Source organism: Acidovorax sp. sic0104 (genome assembly GCF_019219095.1).
GTDB lineage: Bacteria > Pseudomonadota > Gammaproteobacteria > Burkholderiales > Burkholderiaceae_C > Acidovorax.
In genome coordinates this window covers 159,207-176,704 of the sequence record NZ_JAHUWH010000010.1, presented here as the reverse complement: position 1 = coordinate 176,704, position 17,498 = coordinate 159,207, and the positions used below count along the sequence as shown (strand labels likewise).

The window sequence follows — 17,498 nt, the reverse complement described above, 5'->3', positions numbered from 1 at the left end:
CACAGGAGAACCCCATGGCTACACAAGCAAACTACCACCACGGCGTGCGCGTTGTCGAAATCAACGAAGGCCAGCGCAACATCCGCATCATTTCCACGGCCGTGCTGGGCCTGATCTGCACGGCCAGCGACGCGGATGCTACCGCGTTCCCGCTCAACACCCCGGTGCTGGTCACCAAGGTGGACGCCGCCATTGCCAAGGCCGGCACGCTGGGCACCCTGTCCGGCGCCCTAACCGCCATCCGCGACCAAGCCCGCCCCATCACCGTGGTGGTGCGCGTGGCTGATGGCGAGGGCGCCGACGCTGCCACCAAGGAAACCGACCAGAACGGCAAGGTGATCGGCACGGCCGTGGGCTCGCAGTACACCGGCATGCAAGCGCTGCTGGCCGCCAAAGCCAAGCTGGGGGTGCAACCCCGCATCCTGGGCGCGCCTGGCCTGGACACCCAGGCTGTGACCACCGCCCTGGTGGCCGTGGCGCAGAAGCTGCGCGCGTTCGTGTACGCCGAGGGCCACGGCGATGACGTGTCCGAGGTGATGGACTACCGCCAGAACTTCGACGCGCGCGAGCTGATGATGATCTGGCCCCGCGTGAAGGTGGCCACGCCTGGCACGGGCGTGGTGGTGGACGCTTCGCCCGTGGCATATGCCATGGGCCTGCGCGCCAAGATCGACGCCGAGCAGGGCTGGCACAAGACGCTTTCCAACGTGTCCATGAATGGCGTGCTGGGTATCGACAAGGACGTGTTTTGGGACTTGCAGAACCCCGACACCGACGCGGGCCTGCTGAACGCTGCAGGCATCACAACGCTGATCCGCAACCAAGGGTTCCGCTTTTGGGGTTCGCGCACCTGCGCCACCGACGAGCTGTTCGCGTTCGAGAGCGCCACGCGCACCGCGCAAATCCTGGCCGACACCATGGCCGAGGGCCACTTCTGGGCGGTGGACAAGCCACTGCACCCCAGCCTGGTGAAAGACATTCTGGAAGGCATCAACGCCAAGTTCCGCGAGCTGAAAAACCTGGGCTACATCCTGAACGGCCAGGCCTGGTACGACGAGGAGGTGAACGTGTCGGCCACGCTCAAGAACGGCAAATTGACGCTGGACTACGACTACACGCCCGTGCCCCCGCTGGAAGACCTCACCTTTCAGCAGCGCATTACGGACCGCTACTACGCCGACTTCGCCCTGCGCGTGGGCACCGGCGAATAAGGCCCCCCCCCCGACCGATTGACCACAGGAGAACACCATGGGACTTCCCCGCAAAGTAAAGAACTTCGCCACCTTCGTGGATGGCACCAGCTACGTGGGCGAAATGCCCGAAGTGGGCCTGCCCAAACTGGCCCGCAAGATGGAGGATTACCGCAGCGGCGGCATGAACGCCCCGGTGAAGGCCGACTTTGGCATGGAAGGCCTGGAAGCCGAGCTGACCGCCGCCGGGTACATGAAAGAGCTGTTCACCAGCTGGGGCACGCTGCGCCATGACGGCGTGCTGCTGCGCTTTGCCGGCGCGCTGCAGGGCGACGACAGCGAAAGCGTGGACGCCATGGAAGTGGTGATGCGCGGCCGGTTCTCCGAAATCGACCCCGGCAGCGCCAAGGCCGGCGAAGCAACGGCCATCAAGTACAAGGCCGCACTGAGCTACTACAAGCTGTCGATCAACGGCGAAACGCTGATCGAAATCGACGCGGTGAACATGGTCGAAATGGTCAACGGCGTGGACCGCCTGGCCGAAGTGCGCGCCGCCCTGGGCGTCTGACCACAAGCCACACCACAGCGGCCCCGCGCGGGCCGCGCCCCCACCCCATCCCCCAAATTCCCTGATCCATAGCCATGAACACTCAGACCGAAAACACCGCCGCCGCCACTGCCCCCGCTGCTGCCATCACCGCCCCAGGCATCCCCGTGGGCATCCCGCTGGACACGCCGATCCAGCGCAGCGGCCAGACCATCACGCACGTTCAGGTGCGCAAACCCAACGCGGGCGCCCTGCGCGGCCTGTCGCTGGTGGAGGTGCTGCAGATGAACGTGACGGCCTTGCAAATCCTGCTGCCCCGTGTGACCGAGCCGCCCCTGCTGAAACAGGAAGTGGCCAACATGGACCCGGCCGATCTGGTGAGTCTGGGAACGGAGGTGGTGGGTTTTTTGGTGCCGAAGGCGCAGCGGGAGGCGTTCCAGCCCGAGTAGAGGACGCCATGGCCGACCTGGCCCTGGTGTTCCATTGGCGGCCCGCCGACATGGACCCCATGAGCGTGGCCGATCTGATGGAGTGGCGCGAACGGGCGCGCGAGCGTCACGAGCGCCAGGAATGACCCCGCCACCCCTGCGCCTTTGGATGTGCAAGAATGAACCATGATCTTTACCGCCCTTGCGTACCTGCTGATTGCTGCCCTAGCCATTGCGGCCCTGGCCGTGTTCATGCTGCCCGTGTACGTCTGGACCCTGGCACGCGACCGCGCAGCCGATGCCGACATGGCCGAGGCCCGGCACATCCTGGGCAAAGACTTCCCCGCCTGATCCATTGCGCCGGCGGCCGTGGGGGCCGCCATGGCTGACAACTTGCGCCTGCGCGTTGTTCTCGACTTCGTGGACCGCGCCCTGGGGCCGTTGAAGCGCGTCAGCGAAGGGAGCCGCGACGCTGCCCGCGCGCTCAAGGCCGCCAAAGAAAGCCTCAAGGCACTGAACGCACAGCAAGCCCAGGTGGGCGAGTTCCGCACGCTCAAGGGCGAGCTGCAGGACACGGCCGCCAAGCTCGCCCAGGCGCGGGGCCGGGTGGGCGAATTGGCGCGGGTGTACGGCCAGACGGCAGAGCCCACGCGGGCCATGACGCGGGAGCTTGAGAGGGCCAAGCGAGAGGCGGCAGCGCTGGGAAACCAGCACGACACCCAGCAGGTGAAGCTGCAACAGCTGCGCGCCAAGCTGTCGGCCGCAGGCATCAGTACGCGCGACCTGGCCAACCACTCGCAACGCCTGCGCACCGACATTGCGGCGGCAAATTCCACCATCGAGCAGCAAACAGCCAAACTCAAGGCCAACGGCGAGCAGCAGCGCAAGCTGGCCGAGCTGCGCAAGCGCCACGGCAACGAAATGATGCACACCGGCATGATTGCCGCCGGTAGCGCCGCCCTGATGGCGGGGGGCAACAAGATGGCGGGGCCGCTGCGCTCTGTGGTGGGCGCCTTCATGCCGGCCGAGGTGTCGGAAACGCAGCTGCGCGCGTCCATGATGGGCAAGGCTGGCGAGGTGGGGCCGGAGTTCCAGCAGATTCTGACCCTGGCCACGCGCCTGGGTGACAAGCTGCCAGGCACCACGGCCGACTTCATCGACATGATGACCATGCTGCGCCGCCAGGGGATGACATCGCAGGCCATCCTGGGCGGCCTGGGCGAGTCGGCCGCGTACCTGGGCATTCAGCTGCGCATGCCGGTGACGGCTGCGGCCGAGTTCGCCGCCAAGATGCAGGACGCCACGCAGACCAGCGAAAAGGACATGATGGGCTTGATGGACGTGATCCAGCGCGCCTTCTACCTGGGCGTGGACCCGACCAACATGCTGCAGGGCTTCACCAAAATCAGCGCGGTGATGCCGTTCCTGGGGGAAAAGGGCCTGCAAGCCAGCAACATGCTGGCGCCGCTGCTGGTGATGATGGACCAGACCGGCATGGCCGGGGAATCCGCCGGCAACGCCATCCGCAAGGTGGTGCAGCTGTCGCTGGATGCCGAGAAGCTGGCCAAGACCAACAAGATGCTGGCGGGCGAAGGCATCCAGCTGAACTTCGCCACCAAGGGCGGCAAGTTCGCAGGCCTCGACAACCTGTTCGCGCAGCTGGACAAGCTCAAGGGCGTGGACAGCGATGTGAAGCGCATCGCCGCCTTGAAAAAGCTGTACGGCGACGACGCGGAAACGCATCAGGTACTCAATACCCTGATGGAAAAGGGCCTGGACGGCTACCGCGAGGTAGTGGCCAAGATGGAGGCCCAGGCCGATCTGCGCAAGCGCGTGGACTCCCAGCTCAAGACCCTGAGCGCATCGGTAGAGGCCGCCCAGGGCAGCTTCACCAACATGCTCAAGGACATGGGCGCCACCATCGCGCCCGATCTGGTGCTGATCGTAGGCAAGCTGGGCGAGCTGGCCAACGCCGTGGGGGCATGGACGCGCGAAAACCAGACCATCGTGAAATGGGCGCTTCGCGTGGTGGCCGTGCTTGCCATTGGTGCCACCGCCCTGGGGGCCATCGGCCTGGCTTACGCATCGGTGATGGGTCCCATGCTGCTGGTGCGCTTTGGGCTGGCCCGCCTGGCGTTCCTGTTGCCGGGCGTCGGCAAGGCCGCCAGCTTGCTGGTTTCGGGCCTGGGGTTCCTGCTGGGCGCATTGCGCGCCGTAGCCCTGTTCCTGCTGGCCAACCCCATCGTGCTGGTCATCGCAGCCATTGCGGCGGCGGCCTTCCTGATCTGGCGCAACTGGGACACTGTGAAGGGCTTCTTGCTGGGCATCTGGCAGCAGCTGGCCGGCGCGGCTTCGGCCCTGTGGGCCAGCACCACCGCAGGTGCCGCCGCCCTGTGGCAAACGCTGGTGAGCCTGAAAGACCGGTTCATGACAGCCGGCGCGGACTTGATGCAGGGCCTGGTAAACGGCATCACCAGCCGCGTGCAGGCCGTGCGCGACGCCATCGTGGGCGTGGCCGATGCAGTGGGCGGATGGTTCCGCGAGAAGCTGGGCATTGCATCGCCGTCCAAGGTGTTCATGCAATACGGCGGCTGGATCAGCGAGGGCGCGGCCATGGGCATTGCAGGCGGCCAGGGCGCCGTGCGCACTGCGGCGCTGGCCATGGCCACGGCGGCCACCGCCACCATGCCGATGGCGGCCGATGCTGCAGCCCTGCGCATCGACAGCCGCGCGCCATTGATGGCGCACGGTGCAAGCATGGGCGCGCCCATGGGTGGCGGGGCAACCATCAGCATCACCATCAATCCGCCCCCAGGTGCGGACCCCCAAGCCATTGCCAAGGCGGTGGCGGCCGAGCTGGACCGCCGAGAGCGCGCCAAAAGCTCGCGCGTGTTTTCGCAGTACAGCGACATTGACGGGTAGGAGAGCCACACATGCTGTTTTCTTTGGGGCAGTTCACCTTCGGGCTGCAGACCTTGCCCACCGACCAGCTGCGCCGGCAAACCGCGTGGCGCCACCCCAGCAACTCGCGCGTGGGGGCCAGGCCCGCCCGCCAGTTCGTGGGCCTGGGCGATGACACCATCAACCTGTCGGGCGTGCTGGCGCCTGAGTTCGCGGGGTCCATGCGTTCACTGGAAGCGCTGCGCAAGATGGCCGACAGCGGCAAGGCCTGGGCGCTGGTGTCGGGCGCGGGCGAAGTGTTCGGCGCCTGGACCATCGAGAACCTGACCGAAACCCGCTCCGTGCTGATCGACAACGGCGCCGCTCGGCGCATCGAGTTCGACCTGCAGCTGGCGGCCGTTGATGACCAGAGGGCCGAGCCATCGGGCGGTGTGGACCCGTGGCCGGTGGATGACTGGTGGGAGTGGTGGGAATGATGGCGACCGACTACCTAAAAACCACGCAGCTGCACCGCGCCCCCACGTTCTCGCTAGTGGTGGACGGACGGGACATTTCCAAGAAGGTGGAGGCGCGCCTGGTGTCGCTCACGCTCACCGAAGCCCGAGGCGGCGAAGCCGACCAGCTGGACCTCGTGATTGACGACAGCGACGGCCGCATGGGCATACCTGCGAAGGGGGCAGAGCTGGCCCTGGCCCTGGGCTGGGAAGGCAGCGGCATGCAGGACAAGGGAACGTTCGACGTTGACGAGGTGGAACACAGCGGCACGCCCGACACCATCAGCATTCGCGCCCGATCTGCCGAGATGCGGCGCGAGCTTCGCACCCGCGCGGAGCGCAGCTATCACGGCAAGAAGCTGGGCGAAATCGTGGGCGACATTGCAAAGCGCAACGGCCTGCAGGTGCGCATTGACGACAGCCTGGCCAACACCCCGGTGGAACACGTCGACCAGACGCGCGAGAGTGACTTGCACTTCCTCACCCGGCTGGCAAAGAAGCACGACGCAGTGGCCACGGTGAAGAAAGGCCGCCTGGTGTTCAAGCCCATAGGCAGCACCAAGGCCGCCAACGGCGAAGACCTCGAAACCATCACCATCACCCGCGCCGATGGCGACCAGCACCGATACCACAGCGCCGACCGCAACGCCTACAGTGGGGTGCGCGCGTACTGGCACGACCCCAACGCGGCCGAGAAAAAGAGCGTGCTGGTAGGCGAGCAGGACAACGAAAAGCGCCTGAAAGACACCTACGGCAGCGAGGCCGACGCCATGGCCGCCGCGCGGGCCGAGCGCGGGCGCATCGAGCGGGGCAAAGCCACCATGGAGCTGACCCTGGCCATTGGCCGCCCCGACCTGATGCCGCAAACACCGGTGGTGCTGAGGGGGTTCAAGGATGTGATCGATGACACGCCGTGGCTGGTGGTGAAGCTGACGCACAGTCTGGGGGACAGTGGTTTGACAACGCGGATAGAGCTGGAAACGCGTCACACCCACGGAGCGTAGCAAGAGGCATCACACTGCGCCCGAACCATACTCAAGCGAGCAAGTGCAGAGGCCGCTAGTTCAAGCGGCTCCCCGATACCCCGAATGCAGAAGCCAAGCGTTCCGTCAAGGCTCGCAAGTCGCGCACCTCGCACTCCCAAATCGTGAGAACTCTCCACCCAAGCTCTTCAAGTCGCTGACGCTGGGCCACATCGCGCGCCTTGTTCGCTTCGAACTTCGCCTGCCAGAACTCCGCGCGGCTTTTTGGTGTAGTCGCTTTGGCACATGCGTGTCGGTGCCAAAAACAACCGTGAACGAAGATGACGGTACGGTGCTTGGCGAACACCATATCCGGTCTCCCAGGAAGCTTGGGATCGTGAAGCCTGAAACGTAACCCCAGCGCATGGGCAACGGAGCGGACGGCCAGTTCGGGCCGCGTGTTCTTGCCGCGCACTCTCTGCATGATCTTGCTGCGAACCGAGGGGGATACCGTGTCCATGGGCAGAGCTTACGCATGGAACGAAAACTGTGCTAGGACGATACGATTTCGAGCTCGACGTCAGTGCCGCAAATCTATAAACTCAAGGTCATGAAAATTGAAGCGATTGACCTTTTTTGCGGGGCTGGGGGCCTCACGCGCGGCCTGCTGGACGCGGGGATTCGGGTAAAGGCCGGGTTTGACGTTGAGGCGTCCTGCAAATATGCGTATGAAACGAACAACGAAGGGGCCAAGTTTCACGAACGTGATGTGGGCACCTTAACCAGTCAAGAACTTGAAAAGATCTGGAGTAAGGGCGCAATCAGGTTGTTGGCCGGGTGCGCGCCGTGTCAGCCATTCTCGCCGGCTGCAAACGCGGTGCGCCTGAAGGACAAGACCAAGGACAAGGACAAGGAAGCCACCAGCGGGGTCACCGTAAGCAGCGGGCCGAATGACCCCCGTTACTACCTGTTGAACGAGTTCACCCGGCTGATCAGGCAGTGCAATCCGCACCTCGTCACGATGGAAAATGTTCCTAAGGTGCAGAACCACGCGCCTTTCCTGAACTTCGTGATGACCCTCAAAGACCTTGGCTACAAGGTTTGGTACAAAAGCGTTGCATGCGACAAACTGGGGGTACCACAGACTCGCCGTCGCCTTGTGCTTCTGGCATCGCGTATCGGCGATGTTCCGACTCAGCTGGTACAGCCAGAACCCTACTCTGAGGGAAAAAACGTGGGCGAAGTGCTTGCAGCGCTTAAGCCACTGAAAGCCGGCGAGTCTGACCCGGCCGATAGCATCCACTTCGCGCGCAGCCTGACCCCCATCAACCTCCAGCGTATTCGCGCCTCAAGGCCTGGCGGCACCTGGCGCGATTGGCCGGAGGAGCTTCGCTCTCCATGTCACGCTAAAGAAACAGGCGCCAGTTTCGGGTCCGTGTATGCGCGGATGCGTGCGGACCGGGCGTCGCCCACGATGACCACTCAGTTCTTCAACTTCGGCGCGGGTCGTTTTGGACACCCTACGCAGGACCGCGCCTTGACCCCTCGCGAAGCTGCTTTGCTACAGTCTTTTCCGAAAACATATGATTTCGTGGGGGCCGAATCCGAGATTTATATGGCCCAGCTTGGGAAGATGATCGGAAACGCTGTTCCTCCAAAACTGGGCGAAGCTATTGGAGCAACATTTATTAAGCACGTTCAATCCACCATCGCACCCGGAAGAACTAGAGGCTGAGGGTTTTTAGCAAATTGTCGATTGAGTTCGCTTTGTCGGAACTATCGAGAAAGAGAGAATAGGCACTACGGGCAGACTGTATTAGTTGCTCGTAGTAAACGACGCGCCCGTTAAACGTTGCAAGTGTTTTCGCAACACGTTCAGCATCACCACCGGTTATCTCCCTACCAACCACAAATACAACCGATATATTCGGCGTGTAATCGACACCATTTTGCAAACGCAAACATTTTTCCAGAGTATCCCGATACTTTGATCCTTGCTCTGCCAACTCCCAGATAGAAAGCACGCGTTTCGCTCGCTTTAATTCAACAAGAATGTGCTGCTGCGCATTTGTTCTATATCGAATATCGACGCGACCTTTGCTCTGCTCATCCGTCAGATCACTCGCAAACTCCCTATATTCCTTCTTTAACGTCTGCTCCATCCGAGGGCTTTCCGTCGCACGCTCCCAGCCCGGATCAAGAAGCCACATATGACTGAAAAGATAATCACGAAGGAGATTTTCCTTTTCATTTTCATCAACCAAATTGGTGAAAGTCTTTATGATCTCCAATCGCTCTGCAACTATATCTCGATAGAGCGAACCTTCCAGACTGCTCATATCAATCAATAAAGGCATAATCTTTGCGGCAGTAAGCTCGCGAAGATTTCCAAGCTGTGTACTTGCTTCCTGCAAGCGCAGGCGTTCAAAGGCGATTACGCCGGCTTTGTAAAGGCTGCGCCTGTCACTGTCGTCTTCAAGCTCAACACCCTGAATGAGGCCCAACATAGAGCGGGCTGCAGTCTGCTGTCCTGTAGGTAGCTTATCTATCCAGTTTTTTAGAGCGGGTATTTCCGCTTGAACTTCCTTGCCTCGGGCCTCATTGCGCATGTCGGCCCACTCATCCGCAATGGAAATCAATGAGCGCCGCAGAAAAGCCAGGAGAGCGATATATCGAGGATCATCTTCAATAACCCTCTGTCGATCGCTGGTTGCAATATCAGGCTCCGAATCAATATCCAAAAAATCGGCCTCAATTTGCCCCGTCACATAATTACCCAGAATCATGTGAAAACTGAGTTTATCCAGGATATTCTCTTGAATCAACCTTCCGCGCGCGACTACTATTATTCCATTAATAGCACCCGAATCGACCGTTTTCAGATCCCTAGGTTTAACTGCAGTACCGAGCCAGCCACGCACCCTCCACCCTGGATTACTCTCCGACACCTCCCCAGACAAAGGAATACTTTTTCTTATTTTTGGAAATGAAGAAATCTTAATATTATTATCACCAAACTGCCATATGAATTCGATATTCTGCAAATCTTCGCGATCTGACGGCGTAATCAGCGCGCCTCCGATTTTCACATTGAAAGAGTCACCCAATGCCGTTTCATAGCCAATCACACTAAAACGACGAGCCACCCGCTTTCTCAGAGCTGCGAGCGTTTGACCAGACCCCCTCTTTTTGAGCGAAGTTAAAACAATGCGGGTCCCCTTTGCTGGCCCATTGAACGGAATTGGCTTCGGCTTATATACCGCATCATTAGATATAGCAACCTCTATATCTGACACATCCATTGAGAATGCATGAGGATCGTGACCACTATTCGTATGAATTTCGACATGATCTGCTATCGAGAAGAGCGAGAGCTTCCCAATTCCCTTGCGCCCCATGAAATCCCGGCCACTGGCAGATTTGGACCCTTCAGTTTTTCTCTTGTCGTATCCGACGAAGAGGAATCTCTTGTTGATTGATTGGAGATTCATCCCAACTCCATCATCTTCAATAACGATGGAGGTCGAATTTATATCGACTGATACGTTATTCGCGTCTGCGTCCCATGCATTTGCCACTGCCTCAGAAAGTACTGCAGCCGCATTGCTATAGAGCTTTATTCCAAGATGGTCGAGAACTCTCAGATCAATCTTCATTTCATACATAGTGGCTCCCTTCAAAACTACAGACTGCTCTGCGTTACCGCAAAAGATCACAAGCCGTTAAAACCGCCGGCCATTCCATCCATACACCACCCGCCCACAGATGCGTACAGGCTGGGTGCCGTCAAGCACGTCCACCGTGCGCACGCTAGGGTTATCGCTGGTGATCACATGGGCGCCATCCATACGGCGGGTCACACGCTTGATGAACAGCTGGCCATTGGCCTGCAGCACGTAAACGCCGTCAATGTCGGCCACCTGGCAGTCCGTATCCACAATGGCGAAGTCACCGGAATTCAGGGTGCCCAGCATGCTGTCGCCGTACGCATGCACTAGCTGCAGCGCCTCGGGTCGAGAGCGCGGGACATTGAGCGCCAGCCAGTGGCGCGAAATAGGAACATCCCCCATAAGCACGTCATCGGTGATGAGGTCATTGCCTTTGCCCATGCTGCCTGTGGCACTGAACAGGGGAATACGGATAGTGTCGGCATCGCCTGCGGGCGCTGCTGCAGGGCCGGTGAGTGGGCCCGCGGCACGGCGACCGGTAATGATGTAGTTCACATCGAGTCCCAGCGTCTCAACGTCCGCAAAGAACTCAGCCGTAGGCATTGTGCGCCCCGCCTCCCAGTTGCTGACAGTGCGTGCGGACCAGTCACCAAACCGGAAATAATCTTCCTGCTTCAGCCCGCGCCGCTCCCGTTCCTCACGAAGCCGCCTCCCAATTTCCGTACGAACCTCTTCATTAGAAATTTTTTTCTGATTCATGCGCCAATCCGGCTTGTAACCGGAAAATATTTACAGTAAGATTTGGCGCATACAGGTAACGCCATCTAACACGATGGTACACACCGCCACGCATGGCGGGTAGGAGGTTTTGGCAATGGCATACGACAACAAGGAACAGCGCCGCGTTTACCGGCACACCGTGCGCTTCAAGAAGGCCGACGATGTTCTGCTGGCCGTGCTTGCAGACCGATTGGGCGTGCAGAAAGCCACGCTGATCCAAAACATGGCGCTGCTGGCCGCTGAAAAGGAGCTGCAGAAGCTGGGCCTTGGCGCCATGGCGCAGACGGCCACCATGGGCGCGGCAGCGCGTTGCTGACGCCATGGACACCCTGCGCAATGCAGACCACAGAAACCCAGGTGGAAATCTCCGCCGAAATGGAGCACCACCTGGAGCTGCTGCGGCAGGCGTACAGGCTGCCGTCCACCACAGCGGTGCTTGAGCTGCTAATCAGCGCCCAAATAGACCGCAGCGTCTACGAAATGACGGGCATCAAGCCAGGCCCAAAGCTGGCGATTGACAACACCCTAGGAAGATCATGATGCAAACCGCAAAGAACTCCGCCCCCAGCTTTCAGGCGCTGGTGGCCGCCAATCGCGCCGCAGGCCGCCTGTCTGAGCCAGTGGCCCCCGACAACAGCAAGAAGATGCAGTTGGCGGGCATGCGCCTGCTGCCGGCCGAGCTGGAGCAAGCCAAGGCGCTGGCAGATGCCGACGAACGCAGCCTGGCCTGGTTCTGCCGCCGCATGTACCTGCGCGGCCTGGAAGCCTACATGGCAGAGCAAGGCGGCAACACTGCCCCCGCGCAGTGAGGGGCAGCAAATAGCCGCTCAAAAGCCGCTCAATAGCTGCACCACGATGACCACAGGGGAACGCATGTTGCACACAAACGCAGAGCACGAAGCGCTGCTGGCGGCGAAGCCTGAGCGCCAGCGCAACAGCCATCAGGGGCGAAAGCTGCGCTATGAAGGAACACGCTTCCCCTGCCCTCACTGCAAGGCATCGTCAGAGATTCGCACCAGCCGCATGGTGAGCGCGACCATGCGCGAGTCGATCTACCAGTGCACGAACGTGGAATGCGGCCACACCTTCATCGTGGACGCGGAGGCATCGCGCACCCTGAGCCCTTCGGCCACGCCTGACCCTACCGTGAACATTCCGCTTTCCACCCACGTGCGCCGCGACATGGTGCGCGTGGTGCTGGACAACGCCAGCGAGGCCGCCTACCAGGCCCGATACACAACGCCCGTAACGGGCGATCTGTTCGCCGGGGACGCCAACACGTCATAGCCGGCGCCCCCAGCCGCTGAAAAGCAGCGGCACCAATCACCCACCCATCCCCGATTTTTTTGCAAGGCGGTAACGCCAGGCGGGGATTTCTTTTGCCCAGAAAACCTGAAAGGACATGGCCATGACGGATGCAGAGACAGAGCAATTCCACCACCAAGCCCACGGCCAAACGACCATGAAGTTGGGCGGCGTGCTGGGCGTTTACACATGCCGCACGACGAATAGCAAGAGCTGTACGGTAGGAATCACCGACAAGGGGGCGGGTGGAATCAGTGTGACATTGAGCCTGGACGCTGCTGCGGCGCGGCAATTGGCGCAGGTTCTGCTGGCTGCTGCCGAAGTGGCCGAGCGTGTGGACGCGGAAGCCTGTGAGGTGGCCCCATGACCGCCTACGCCATGACATATCGCGCGGCCAACGGCCAGCGCATCACCCAGCACCTGCTGGCCGCTGATCGACAGGCCGCCACGCGCCAGGCGTTCGACCTGGCAGCGCGCCTGACCGGTGGCCGCTGCGGTTTCGGCATCGCCCCTGTGAAGAAGGGGCGCACATGCATCTGAGACTGGTTGCGCCAGATATGGACTTGCTGCAGGCACCAGAGCCGCCAGCGGCCAAGCCCGTGCCACCACCTGCGGACGTGCTCAAGCAGTTGATGAAGCTGCGCGATGAAATGACACAGAGCGCGAGCAACGGGCGTTTCTACGATGCGGCCTCGCGGGAGTGGCGCAGGCTGCCGGTGATGTGGCGCGTGGCGCTGCTGATGATTGCAGGCATCGGTGCGGACGTGGAGCACCTATACACGCTGGCCGACCGTAATTGGCAAGAGCTGCCACTACCCGAGCGCGAAGAACTGCGCACCGTGGTGCGCGATGCAAAACGCCACCTGGGCCAGCTGACGGCCCTTGCGGCACGGGTGTAGCCATGCCCACGATACCGCGCAAGCTGCCCAACGGCAGCCTGGCTGAATGGAACGCGAACAAGCCCACGCTGCACATGGCGCGCGGGCACTTGGAGCGCGTGATTCGGTGTGCGCCAGCCAGTTGGCAGGCGGCGGTACGCGAGCGCCTGGCGCCCACAGCGCCCCCACTGCTGGCAGCGGAAAAGACCGTGCAGGAATGGCTGCAGGAGCCACCCGAGTGGGCGCAGGCGTGGGACATGCTGCAGTCCATTGCGGACTATGAAGACCGCTTTGGTGCTGCAGCGCTCTGGAATCTGGATGACGTGGCCATCTGCGACATGGCCAAGAAGCTGGCGGGCGAGGCCGACGAACTGGACGCGCTGGCCATTGGCCAGGGCGCCAGCCTCGCGGAGCGCGTGGACAGCATCCGGTTGCTGGTGCGCTGCGTGGGCATCATTGAAGACAAGCCCATTGCGGGCGAACCCGCCATCAAGCGGGCACAGGATGCCGCGTGGTGGCGCCGCCGTCTGCGCGTGCATGTTGCGCGCGTAGTCGAGGGCGGAAACATTGGCATGGGCCGCGTGCACAAGGGCCTGGGCGGGTATGTCAGCCATGACGGGCTGGCGCGCCGCCAGGCGCAGGTGAAGCGCAACGCCGAGGCCCTGGACCGCACGCTGTTCCGCAATGAGGCGGGCCAGGTGTACACGCTGCGCGAGCTGGCCGAACTGGGCACAGCAAACCCCATCGTGCGCGGTGGCGAGCTGATGACGCGCATCAGGGGCGCGGAGGAATACGCCGACGCCCGCGTGCATGTGGGCCTGTTCGTCACGTTGACGCTGCCCAGCAAGTTCCACCCCGTGAAGCTGGGCAGCGGTGGCCGCCCCGTGCCGAACAAGAAGTATTGCGGCGCCACTCCGCGCGACGGCCAACTGTGGCTGCGCGATATGTGGGCCAAGACTCGGGCAGCGCTGGCGCGCAAGGGCGTGCGCATGTATGGCCTGCGCGTGGCTGAACCGCACCACGACGCCACGCCGCACTGGCATGCGCTTATCTGGGCCGAGGATGAAGCGGGAGCGCAGGCCATCGAAGCCAAGGTGCGCCACTACTGGCTGAGCGAGGACGGCGACGAACGCGGTGCGGCGGAGAACCGCGTGAACATCAAGCGCATGGTGAAGGGCGGTGCCGCTGGTTACGTGGCTAAGTACATCGCCAAGAGCGTGGGCCACCTGGCACTGGCTGAGCACCAGGACATGGTGGACGGCCAGCAGATCGCCATGGACTTCGGCGCCACCAATCCGCGCGACGTGAAGGAATCAGGCGCAGGCCACCGCCGTGTGGACGCCTGGGCCGCGCACTGGAGCATTCGGCAGTTTCAAACCATCGGCATGCCCAGCGTGACGGTGTGGCGCGAGCTGCGCCGCGTGACGGGCGACCAGTTGGAACTGTTCGCGCAGGAAGGCGACCGGGCAACGGTGCGCGCTTTCAACGCCTGCCACCGGCATGGGGAGATTAAGGCCGACTGGCGCATCTTCATGGAGGCCATGGGCGGCCATGCCCTGCCCCGCAAGAAATGGCACTTGCGCACGGCGCACCGCACGCCCGAGGCCGGCCAGGTGAACAAATACGGCGAGGAAGTGAAAGTGGGCCGCATCGTGGGCCTGCAGCCGCAGCGCGGGCGCATGTGCGGGCGCTGGCTGGTGAGCCGCCGCATTGCGTGGGCGCCCGTGGTGGATGAGGTGGCCATTGCGGCGCATGCGGTGGACTCCAAGGCTGCATCAGGACAAGCGCAGGGCGACGGCACGGCCACGGCCCGCGCGGCTTTGCCGCGCGCTTGGACTGGTTTCAATAACTGTACGGCCCGCATCACGGGCGAGCTGATCCGGGAGTTGGTGCCCCCTAGCTGCCACGTCAAAGAGGACTGGTGCAAGCCTGAAACGGTGGCCCAGTTCCGCGCATTGCGCGCCATGCAGTCCACGGAGGCGTGGCACTGATGAAAAAACAAGCGCCAAAACACACCACCGCCACCGAGGCGCGCAGCGGCATGGCCGAAACGGGCCGCAAGCCCACCCCGCTGCAGGCCCAGGTGCTACTGGCTGCGCGCCGCCGCTGCGACGACATGGGCGACAGCCAGGCCGCCCGCGACCAGATGAAACGCGAAGTGCTGGAGGCACCGGCCGAGCTGCTGCCCGACCTGTTGACCGCGCTTTCCACCGTGCGCATCACGCGCGCCGACCTTTTCCAACCCACCACCGACCGAAAGGAGTGCAAACCATGAATGCAAAGCGCACTGAACCCCGCGTGCATTGCTACCAGCGCCCGCTGCATGGCGGCTACGTGTCGCAAGCCGGCACCACGCCAGAACACCTGCGCGCCGTGTTCGACGCGGAGCGCCAGCGCCTGGCCGATGCCGCCAAGCCGCGCCGCCGCCGCCGTCAGCCCGCAGCCCCCATCAGCAACCCCGCCCAGGCCCAGCTGCAGCTGGTGGCCTGAAGTAGTCACCCACCGAGAAAGCAAGCATGCAAAACCAACAGACCTACATCGACAAATACATGGCAAAGGGCGCGCCACAAAGCGTGCCGGTGCATGGCATCCAACGGCTGCGCAGCTACCGCGCCACGCTGGTGCCCAAGGGCGTCACGCTGTCGGACGTGGAAGACCTGGCCGACGCCGATCTGCTGCCAACCATCCGCGTGAAGGCTGCCAACGCCGAACAGGCCGAGGCCAATGCGCACATCACGAGCGGCAAGAACGTGCTGCGCGTGGAGCGCATCGAAGAACGCGCGGAGGCTTGAACCATGGCGAAACCAAAGAACGCGCCGGGCCTCGCTCATCCCGTGGCGCCATCGCGCTGGGCTCAGATCAGGCAGGCGGAGCGCGTGGACTACAGCACCGCGCAGTCAATCAGCATGAGCTGGAAGACAGGCAAGCCCTACACCTGCCCCGAGTTGCGGCACCGCAGCGCGGCCAATCAACCGCCCAGCCTGGTGATGGGCCGGCGCGTGAGTCGATAGGGAGGGCCACCATGCGAATCTACGTTGCAGGCCCGATGACGGGCTACCCCGACCTGAACTTTCCGGCCTTCCACGCAGCAGCGGCGGCGCTGCGCGCCCAGGGCCACCATGTGGAGAACCCCGCCGAAATCAACGCTGACCCCAAGGCCCAGTGGCTGGACTGCATGCGCATGGACATTGCGCGGCTGGTAACGTGCGATGCGGTGTACCTGCTGCCTGGATGGGAAAAGTCGCGCGGTGCGAAGGTCGAGCACGGGCTGGCGGTGGGCCTGGGCTTTCAAGTCATCCATGCAGAGAGGCAATGACCATGAAGCACCTTACTTTCAACAAAGTGCAGCTGCTGGACGAACTGGACATTGTGGAAAACACCTTGCGCGCGCTTATTGAGCAACGCGGGTTTCCCCACCCGCGCAAGATGGGGTCCAAGTTGTTCTGGCTGATAAGTGAGGTCGCAGAGTGGCTACATAGTTGCCCAAAAGCTTGGACAACGAATGTCGAGTCAAAGCCGGATTAAGATCACTACGCGCCTTGGGCACATTTGTAGAAAAGGATAGGTAGTGACTGTAATCAAAATTGAATGTTCAAACTGCACGCCTGACCGCGAATATGTAGTCGAGGAACTCGCAACAGCCGAGATTGCAATCGAGATGCATTTCGACGAAATTATTAGCACCCAATCCAGAGCAGCGCGCCGAATTGAGCTTGTGCAGGGTATCCGCAATGAACTGTCTAAGTTCAAATGGCTCATCTCTGGAAGTGTGCAGATCGAGCTGGCTTGGTATCTCCATAGCGTTGAACGACAAGATACAGACAAAGTCGGCGACATCGACAACATTACAAAGCCAATCTTAGATTCCTTGATTGGGCCTCAAGGTGTTCTCATAGATGATTCGCAGATTGGCTCTATTCACACATTTTGGTTGAGCAGAAATGACCAACTTAGTTATAACGTACTGAGATTGCAGGTGCAATTCTCTAATGACGATTGCTTGAGCAAGGAACAATTGAAGTTCATCCGATATTGGGATGCGATGTGCATCGCAATAAATTCCGATTTTTCGAGTCTCAAGTCTGTATTTGGCGCGTGTGTGGTGGTCTTGGCACGCAGGCGGCACCGACGCACTGCAAAATTGATGAAGGCACTGGGTGCACATGCTGACCAATATCTCATTACCTCAACCTGGGATTTCCATCGCACTCGGCTAAACAGTTTTCCTCCCGAGACGATACTCACAGTGCCCCAGTTGCTGCAACGAGCTGCGGCGGTCGGCCTCACAAGACGCACAGCGCCACGGCTGAAGAAACAAGCATAGTTTCTACATGGAAGCGCTGAG

The 17,498-nt window shown here is 61.6% G+C and carries 27 protein-coding genes; 24 read left to right on the top strand and 3 right to left on the bottom strand.

Annotated elements, in window-relative coordinates; genetic code table 11:
• Positions 1-14: 14 nt before the first annotated feature.
• From KW835_RS17265 to KW835_RS17230, 8 genes are all read left to right on the top strand, one after another.
• Positions 15-1,211 carry a phage tail sheath protein gene (locus tag KW835_RS17265; RefSeq protein ID WP_218384592.1) on the top strand — a complete coding sequence of 399 codons (1,197 nt, stop codon included), beginning with the start codon at positions 15-17 and terminating at the stop codon, positions 1,209-1,211.
• 37 nt (positions 1,212-1,248) lie between these two features.
• The gene (locus tag KW835_RS17260; RefSeq protein ID WP_218384590.1) at positions 1,249-1,758 is read left to right on the top strand and encodes a phage major tail tube protein; all 510 of its coding nucleotides are present in this window, start codon (positions 1,249-1,251) and stop codon (positions 1,756-1,758) included.
• Positions 1,759-1,832: 74 nt separating this feature from the next.
• The gene (locus KW835_RS17255) at positions 1,833-2,186 is read left to right on the top strand and encodes a phage tail assembly protein (RefSeq protein ID WP_218384588.1); all 354 of its coding nucleotides are present in this window, start codon (positions 1,833-1,835) and stop codon (positions 2,184-2,186) included.
• 8 nt (positions 2,187-2,194) lie between these two features.
• A complete protein-coding gene (locus KW835_RS17250) occupies positions 2,195-2,311 on the top strand; it encodes a GpE family phage tail protein (protein WP_187736458.1) in 117 nt (38 codons plus the stop codon).
• Between the two features lie 40 nt (positions 2,312-2,351).
• Positions 2,352-2,516, top strand: a complete 165-nt coding sequence (locus KW835_RS17245; RefSeq protein ID WP_218384586.1) for a hypothetical protein — start codon at positions 2,352-2,354, stop codon at positions 2,514-2,516.
• A 30-nt stretch (positions 2,517-2,546) separates the two neighbouring features.
• Complete coding sequence (locus KW835_RS17240) at positions 2,547-5,087, top strand: phage tail tape measure protein (protein ID WP_218384584.1); 2,541 nt, start codon at positions 2,547-2,549, stop codon at positions 5,085-5,087.
• Between the two features lie 11 nt (positions 5,088-5,098).
• Positions 5,099-5,542: a phage tail protein gene (locus tag KW835_RS17235; protein WP_218384583.1), complete on the top strand. Its 444-nt coding sequence runs from the start codon at positions 5,099-5,101 to the stop codon at positions 5,540-5,542.
• Positions 5,539-6,564 (top strand): contractile injection system protein, VgrG/Pvc8 family, encoded by a 1,026-nt coding sequence (locus KW835_RS17230; RefSeq protein WP_218384581.1) that lies wholly within the window; start codon positions 5,539-5,541, stop codon positions 6,562-6,564. Before KW835_RS17235 ends, KW835_RS17230 begins: the two co-directional genes overlap by 4 nt.
• A 55-nt stretch (positions 6,565-6,619) precedes the next feature.
• Here KW835_RS17230 and KW835_RS17225 read toward each other — a convergent pair whose 3' ends face one another.
• On the bottom strand, positions 6,620-7,042 hold the full coding sequence (locus KW835_RS17225; protein WP_218384579.1) for a very short patch repair endonuclease: 423 nt from the start codon (positions 7,040-7,042) through the stop codon (positions 6,620-6,622).
• 90 nt (positions 7,043-7,132) lie between these two features.
• Here KW835_RS17225 and KW835_RS17220 point away from each other — a divergent pair, with 90 nt between their 5' ends.
• Positions 7,133-8,257: a DNA cytosine methyltransferase gene (locus tag KW835_RS17220; protein ID WP_218384578.1), complete on the top strand. Its 1,125-nt coding sequence runs from the start codon at positions 7,133-7,135 to the stop codon at positions 8,255-8,257.
• Here KW835_RS17220 and KW835_RS17215 read toward each other — a convergent pair.
• Both KW835_RS17215 and KW835_RS17210 read right to left on the bottom strand, forming a co-directional pair.
• Positions 8,247-10,187 carry an ATP-binding protein gene (locus KW835_RS17215; protein ID WP_218384576.1) on the bottom strand — a complete coding sequence of 647 codons (1,941 nt, stop codon included), beginning with the start codon at positions 10,185-10,187 and terminating at the stop codon, positions 8,247-8,249. The genes KW835_RS17220 and KW835_RS17215 overlap by 11 nt on opposite strands.
• A gap of 57 nt (positions 10,188-10,244) precedes the next feature.
• Entirely contained in the window at positions 10,245-10,949 is a 705-nt protein-coding gene (locus KW835_RS17210) for a S24 family peptidase (RefSeq protein ID WP_218384575.1), read from the bottom strand.
• Positions 10,950-11,064: 115 nt separating this feature from the next.
• Here KW835_RS17210 and KW835_RS17205 point away from each other — a divergent pair, with 115 nt between their 5' ends.
• From KW835_RS17205 to KW835_RS17135, 15 genes are all read left to right on the top strand, one after another.
• Complete coding sequence (locus tag KW835_RS17205; RefSeq protein WP_218384573.1) at positions 11,065-11,286, top strand: hypothetical protein; 222 nt, start codon at positions 11,065-11,067, stop codon at positions 11,284-11,286.
• A gap of 20 nt (positions 11,287-11,306) precedes the next feature.
• Positions 11,307-11,510 (top strand): hypothetical protein, encoded by a 204-nt coding sequence (locus tag KW835_RS17200; RefSeq protein ID WP_218384571.1) that lies wholly within the window; start codon positions 11,307-11,309, stop codon positions 11,508-11,510.
• On the top strand, positions 11,507-11,779 hold the full coding sequence (locus KW835_RS17195) for a hypothetical protein (RefSeq protein ID WP_218384755.1): 273 nt from the start codon (positions 11,507-11,509) through the stop codon (positions 11,777-11,779). Before KW835_RS17200 ends, KW835_RS17195 begins: the two co-directional genes overlap by 4 nt.
• A gap of 64 nt (positions 11,780-11,843) precedes the next feature.
• Positions 11,844-12,257 carry an ogr/Delta-like zinc finger family protein gene (locus KW835_RS17190; protein WP_218384569.1) on the top strand — a complete coding sequence of 138 codons (414 nt, stop codon included), beginning with the start codon at positions 11,844-11,846 and terminating at the stop codon, positions 12,255-12,257.
• A 121-nt stretch (positions 12,258-12,378) separates the two neighbouring features.
• Positions 12,379-12,642 (top strand): hypothetical protein, encoded by a 264-nt coding sequence (locus KW835_RS17185; protein ID WP_218384568.1) that lies wholly within the window; start codon positions 12,379-12,381, stop codon positions 12,640-12,642.
• Entirely contained in the window at positions 12,639-12,815 is a 177-nt protein-coding gene (locus KW835_RS17180; RefSeq protein WP_218384566.1) for a hypothetical protein, read from the top strand. Before KW835_RS17185 ends, KW835_RS17180 begins: the two co-directional genes overlap by 4 nt.
• The gene (locus KW835_RS17175) at positions 12,806-13,174 is read left to right on the top strand and encodes a hypothetical protein (protein WP_218384564.1); all 369 of its coding nucleotides are present in this window, start codon (positions 12,806-12,808) and stop codon (positions 13,172-13,174) included. Before KW835_RS17180 ends, KW835_RS17175 begins: the two co-directional genes overlap by 10 nt.
• Before the next feature lie 2 nt (positions 13,175-13,176).
• A complete protein-coding gene (locus tag KW835_RS17170) occupies positions 13,177-15,144 on the top strand; it encodes a replication endonuclease (protein ID WP_218384562.1) in 1,968 nt (655 codons plus the stop codon).
• Entirely contained in the window at positions 15,144-15,428 is a 285-nt protein-coding gene (locus tag KW835_RS17165) for a hypothetical protein (RefSeq protein WP_218384560.1), read from the top strand. The genes KW835_RS17170 and KW835_RS17165 overlap by 1 nt, the downstream gene beginning before the upstream one ends.
• Complete coding sequence (locus tag KW835_RS17160; protein WP_218384558.1) at positions 15,425-15,643, top strand: hypothetical protein; 219 nt, start codon at positions 15,425-15,427, stop codon at positions 15,641-15,643. The genes KW835_RS17165 and KW835_RS17160 overlap by 4 nt, the downstream gene beginning before the upstream one ends.
• A 26-nt stretch (positions 15,644-15,669) precedes the next feature.
• A complete protein-coding gene (locus tag KW835_RS17155; RefSeq protein ID WP_255593606.1) occupies positions 15,670-15,945 on the top strand; it encodes a hypothetical protein in 276 nt (91 codons plus the stop codon).
• Positions 15,946-15,948: 3 nt separating this feature from the next.
• Entirely contained in the window at positions 15,949-16,164 is a 216-nt protein-coding gene (locus tag KW835_RS17150) for a hypothetical protein (RefSeq protein WP_218384550.1), read from the top strand.
• Between the two features lie 11 nt (positions 16,165-16,175).
• Entirely contained in the window at positions 16,176-16,469 is a 294-nt protein-coding gene (locus tag KW835_RS17145; protein ID WP_218384549.1) for a DUF4406 domain-containing protein, read from the top strand.
• Between the two features lie 2 nt (positions 16,470-16,471).
• A complete protein-coding gene (locus KW835_RS17140) occupies positions 16,472-16,678 on the top strand; it encodes an AlpA family transcriptional regulator (RefSeq protein WP_218384547.1) in 207 nt (68 codons plus the stop codon).
• A gap of 43 nt (positions 16,679-16,721) precedes the next feature.
• A complete protein-coding gene (locus KW835_RS17135) occupies positions 16,722-17,477 on the top strand; it encodes a RusA family crossover junction endodeoxyribonuclease (protein WP_218384545.1) in 756 nt (251 codons plus the stop codon).
• The last annotated feature ends 21 nt before the right edge of the window (positions 17,478-17,498 follow it).

What these genes read in the sequence shown, in the direction of transcription:
- KW835_RS17160 (WP_218384558.1), top strand. Translation starts at nt 15,425, where the DNA reads ATGAATGCAAAGCGCACTGAACCCCGCGTGCATTGCTACCAGCGCCCG.
- KW835_RS17175 (WP_218384564.1), top strand. Translation starts at nt 12,806, where the DNA reads ATGCATCTGAGACTGGTTGCGCCAGATATGGACTTGCTGCAGGCACCA.
- KW835_RS17150 (WP_218384550.1), top strand. Translation starts at nt 15,949, where the DNA reads ATGGCGAAACCAAAGAACGCGCCGGGCCTCGCTCATCCCGTGGCGCCA.
- KW835_RS17265 (WP_218384592.1), top strand. Translation starts at nt 15, where the DNA reads ATGGCTACACAAGCAAACTACCACCACGGCGTGCGCGTTGTCGAAATC.
- KW835_RS17240 (WP_218384584.1), top strand. Translation starts at nt 2,547, where the DNA reads ATGGCTGACAACTTGCGCCTGCGCGTTGTTCTCGACTTCGTGGACCGC.
- KW835_RS17260 (WP_218384590.1), top strand. Translation starts at nt 1,249, where the DNA reads ATGGGACTTCCCCGCAAAGTAAAGAACTTCGCCACCTTCGTGGATGGC.
- KW835_RS17220 (WP_218384578.1), top strand. Translation starts at nt 7,133, where the DNA reads ATGAAAATTGAAGCGATTGACCTTTTTTGCGGGGCTGGGGGCCTCACG.
- KW835_RS17170 (WP_218384562.1), top strand. Translation starts at nt 13,177, where the DNA reads ATGCCCACGATACCGCGCAAGCTGCCCAACGGCAGCCTGGCTGAATGG.
- KW835_RS17250 (WP_187736458.1), top strand. Translation starts at nt 2,195, where the DNA reads ATGGCCGACCTGGCCCTGGTGTTCCATTGGCGGCCCGCCGACATGGAC.
- KW835_RS17255 (WP_218384588.1), top strand. Translation starts at nt 1,833, where the DNA reads ATGAACACTCAGACCGAAAACACCGCCGCCGCCACTGCCCCCGCTGCT.
- KW835_RS17215 (WP_218384576.1), bottom strand. Translation starts at nt 10,187, where the DNA reads ATGTATGAAATGAAGATTGATCTGAGAGTTCTCGACCATCTTGGAATA.
- KW835_RS17205 (WP_218384573.1), top strand. Translation starts at nt 11,065, where the DNA reads ATGGCATACGACAACAAGGAACAGCGCCGCGTTTACCGGCACACCGTG.
- KW835_RS17165 (WP_218384560.1), top strand. Translation starts at nt 15,144, where the DNA reads ATGAAAAAACAAGCGCCAAAACACACCACCGCCACCGAGGCGCGCAGC.
- KW835_RS17245 (WP_218384586.1), top strand. Translation starts at nt 2,352, where the DNA reads ATGATCTTTACCGCCCTTGCGTACCTGCTGATTGCTGCCCTAGCCATT.
- KW835_RS17140 (WP_218384547.1), top strand. Translation starts at nt 16,472, where the DNA reads ATGAAGCACCTTACTTTCAACAAAGTGCAGCTGCTGGACGAACTGGAC.
- KW835_RS17155 (WP_255593606.1), top strand. Translation starts at nt 15,670, where the DNA reads ATGCAAAACCAACAGACCTACATCGACAAATACATGGCAAAGGGCGCG.
- KW835_RS17195 (WP_218384755.1), top strand. Translation starts at nt 11,507, where the DNA reads ATGATGCAAACCGCAAAGAACTCCGCCCCCAGCTTTCAGGCGCTGGTG.
- KW835_RS17190 (WP_218384569.1), top strand. Translation starts at nt 11,844, where the DNA reads ATGTTGCACACAAACGCAGAGCACGAAGCGCTGCTGGCGGCGAAGCCT.
- KW835_RS17225 (WP_218384579.1), bottom strand. Translation starts at nt 7,042, where the DNA reads ATGGACACGGTATCCCCCTCGGTTCGCAGCAAGATCATGCAGAGAGTG.
- KW835_RS17145 (WP_218384549.1), top strand. Translation starts at nt 16,176, where the DNA reads ATGCGAATCTACGTTGCAGGCCCGATGACGGGCTACCCCGACCTGAAC.
- KW835_RS17200 (WP_218384571.1), top strand. Translation starts at nt 11,307, where the DNA reads ATGCAGACCACAGAAACCCAGGTGGAAATCTCCGCCGAAATGGAGCAC.
- KW835_RS17210 (WP_218384575.1), bottom strand. Translation starts at nt 10,949, where the DNA reads ATGAATCAGAAAAAAATTTCTAATGAAGAGGTTCGTACGGAAATTGGG.
- KW835_RS17180 (WP_218384566.1), top strand. Translation starts at nt 12,639, where the DNA reads ATGACCGCCTACGCCATGACATATCGCGCGGCCAACGGCCAGCGCATC.
- KW835_RS17185 (WP_218384568.1), top strand. Translation starts at nt 12,379, where the DNA reads ATGACGGATGCAGAGACAGAGCAATTCCACCACCAAGCCCACGGCCAA.
- KW835_RS17230 (WP_218384581.1), top strand. Translation starts at nt 5,539, where the DNA reads ATGATGGCGACCGACTACCTAAAAACCACGCAGCTGCACCGCGCCCCC.
- KW835_RS17235 (WP_218384583.1), top strand. Translation starts at nt 5,099, where the DNA reads ATGCTGTTTTCTTTGGGGCAGTTCACCTTCGGGCTGCAGACCTTGCCC.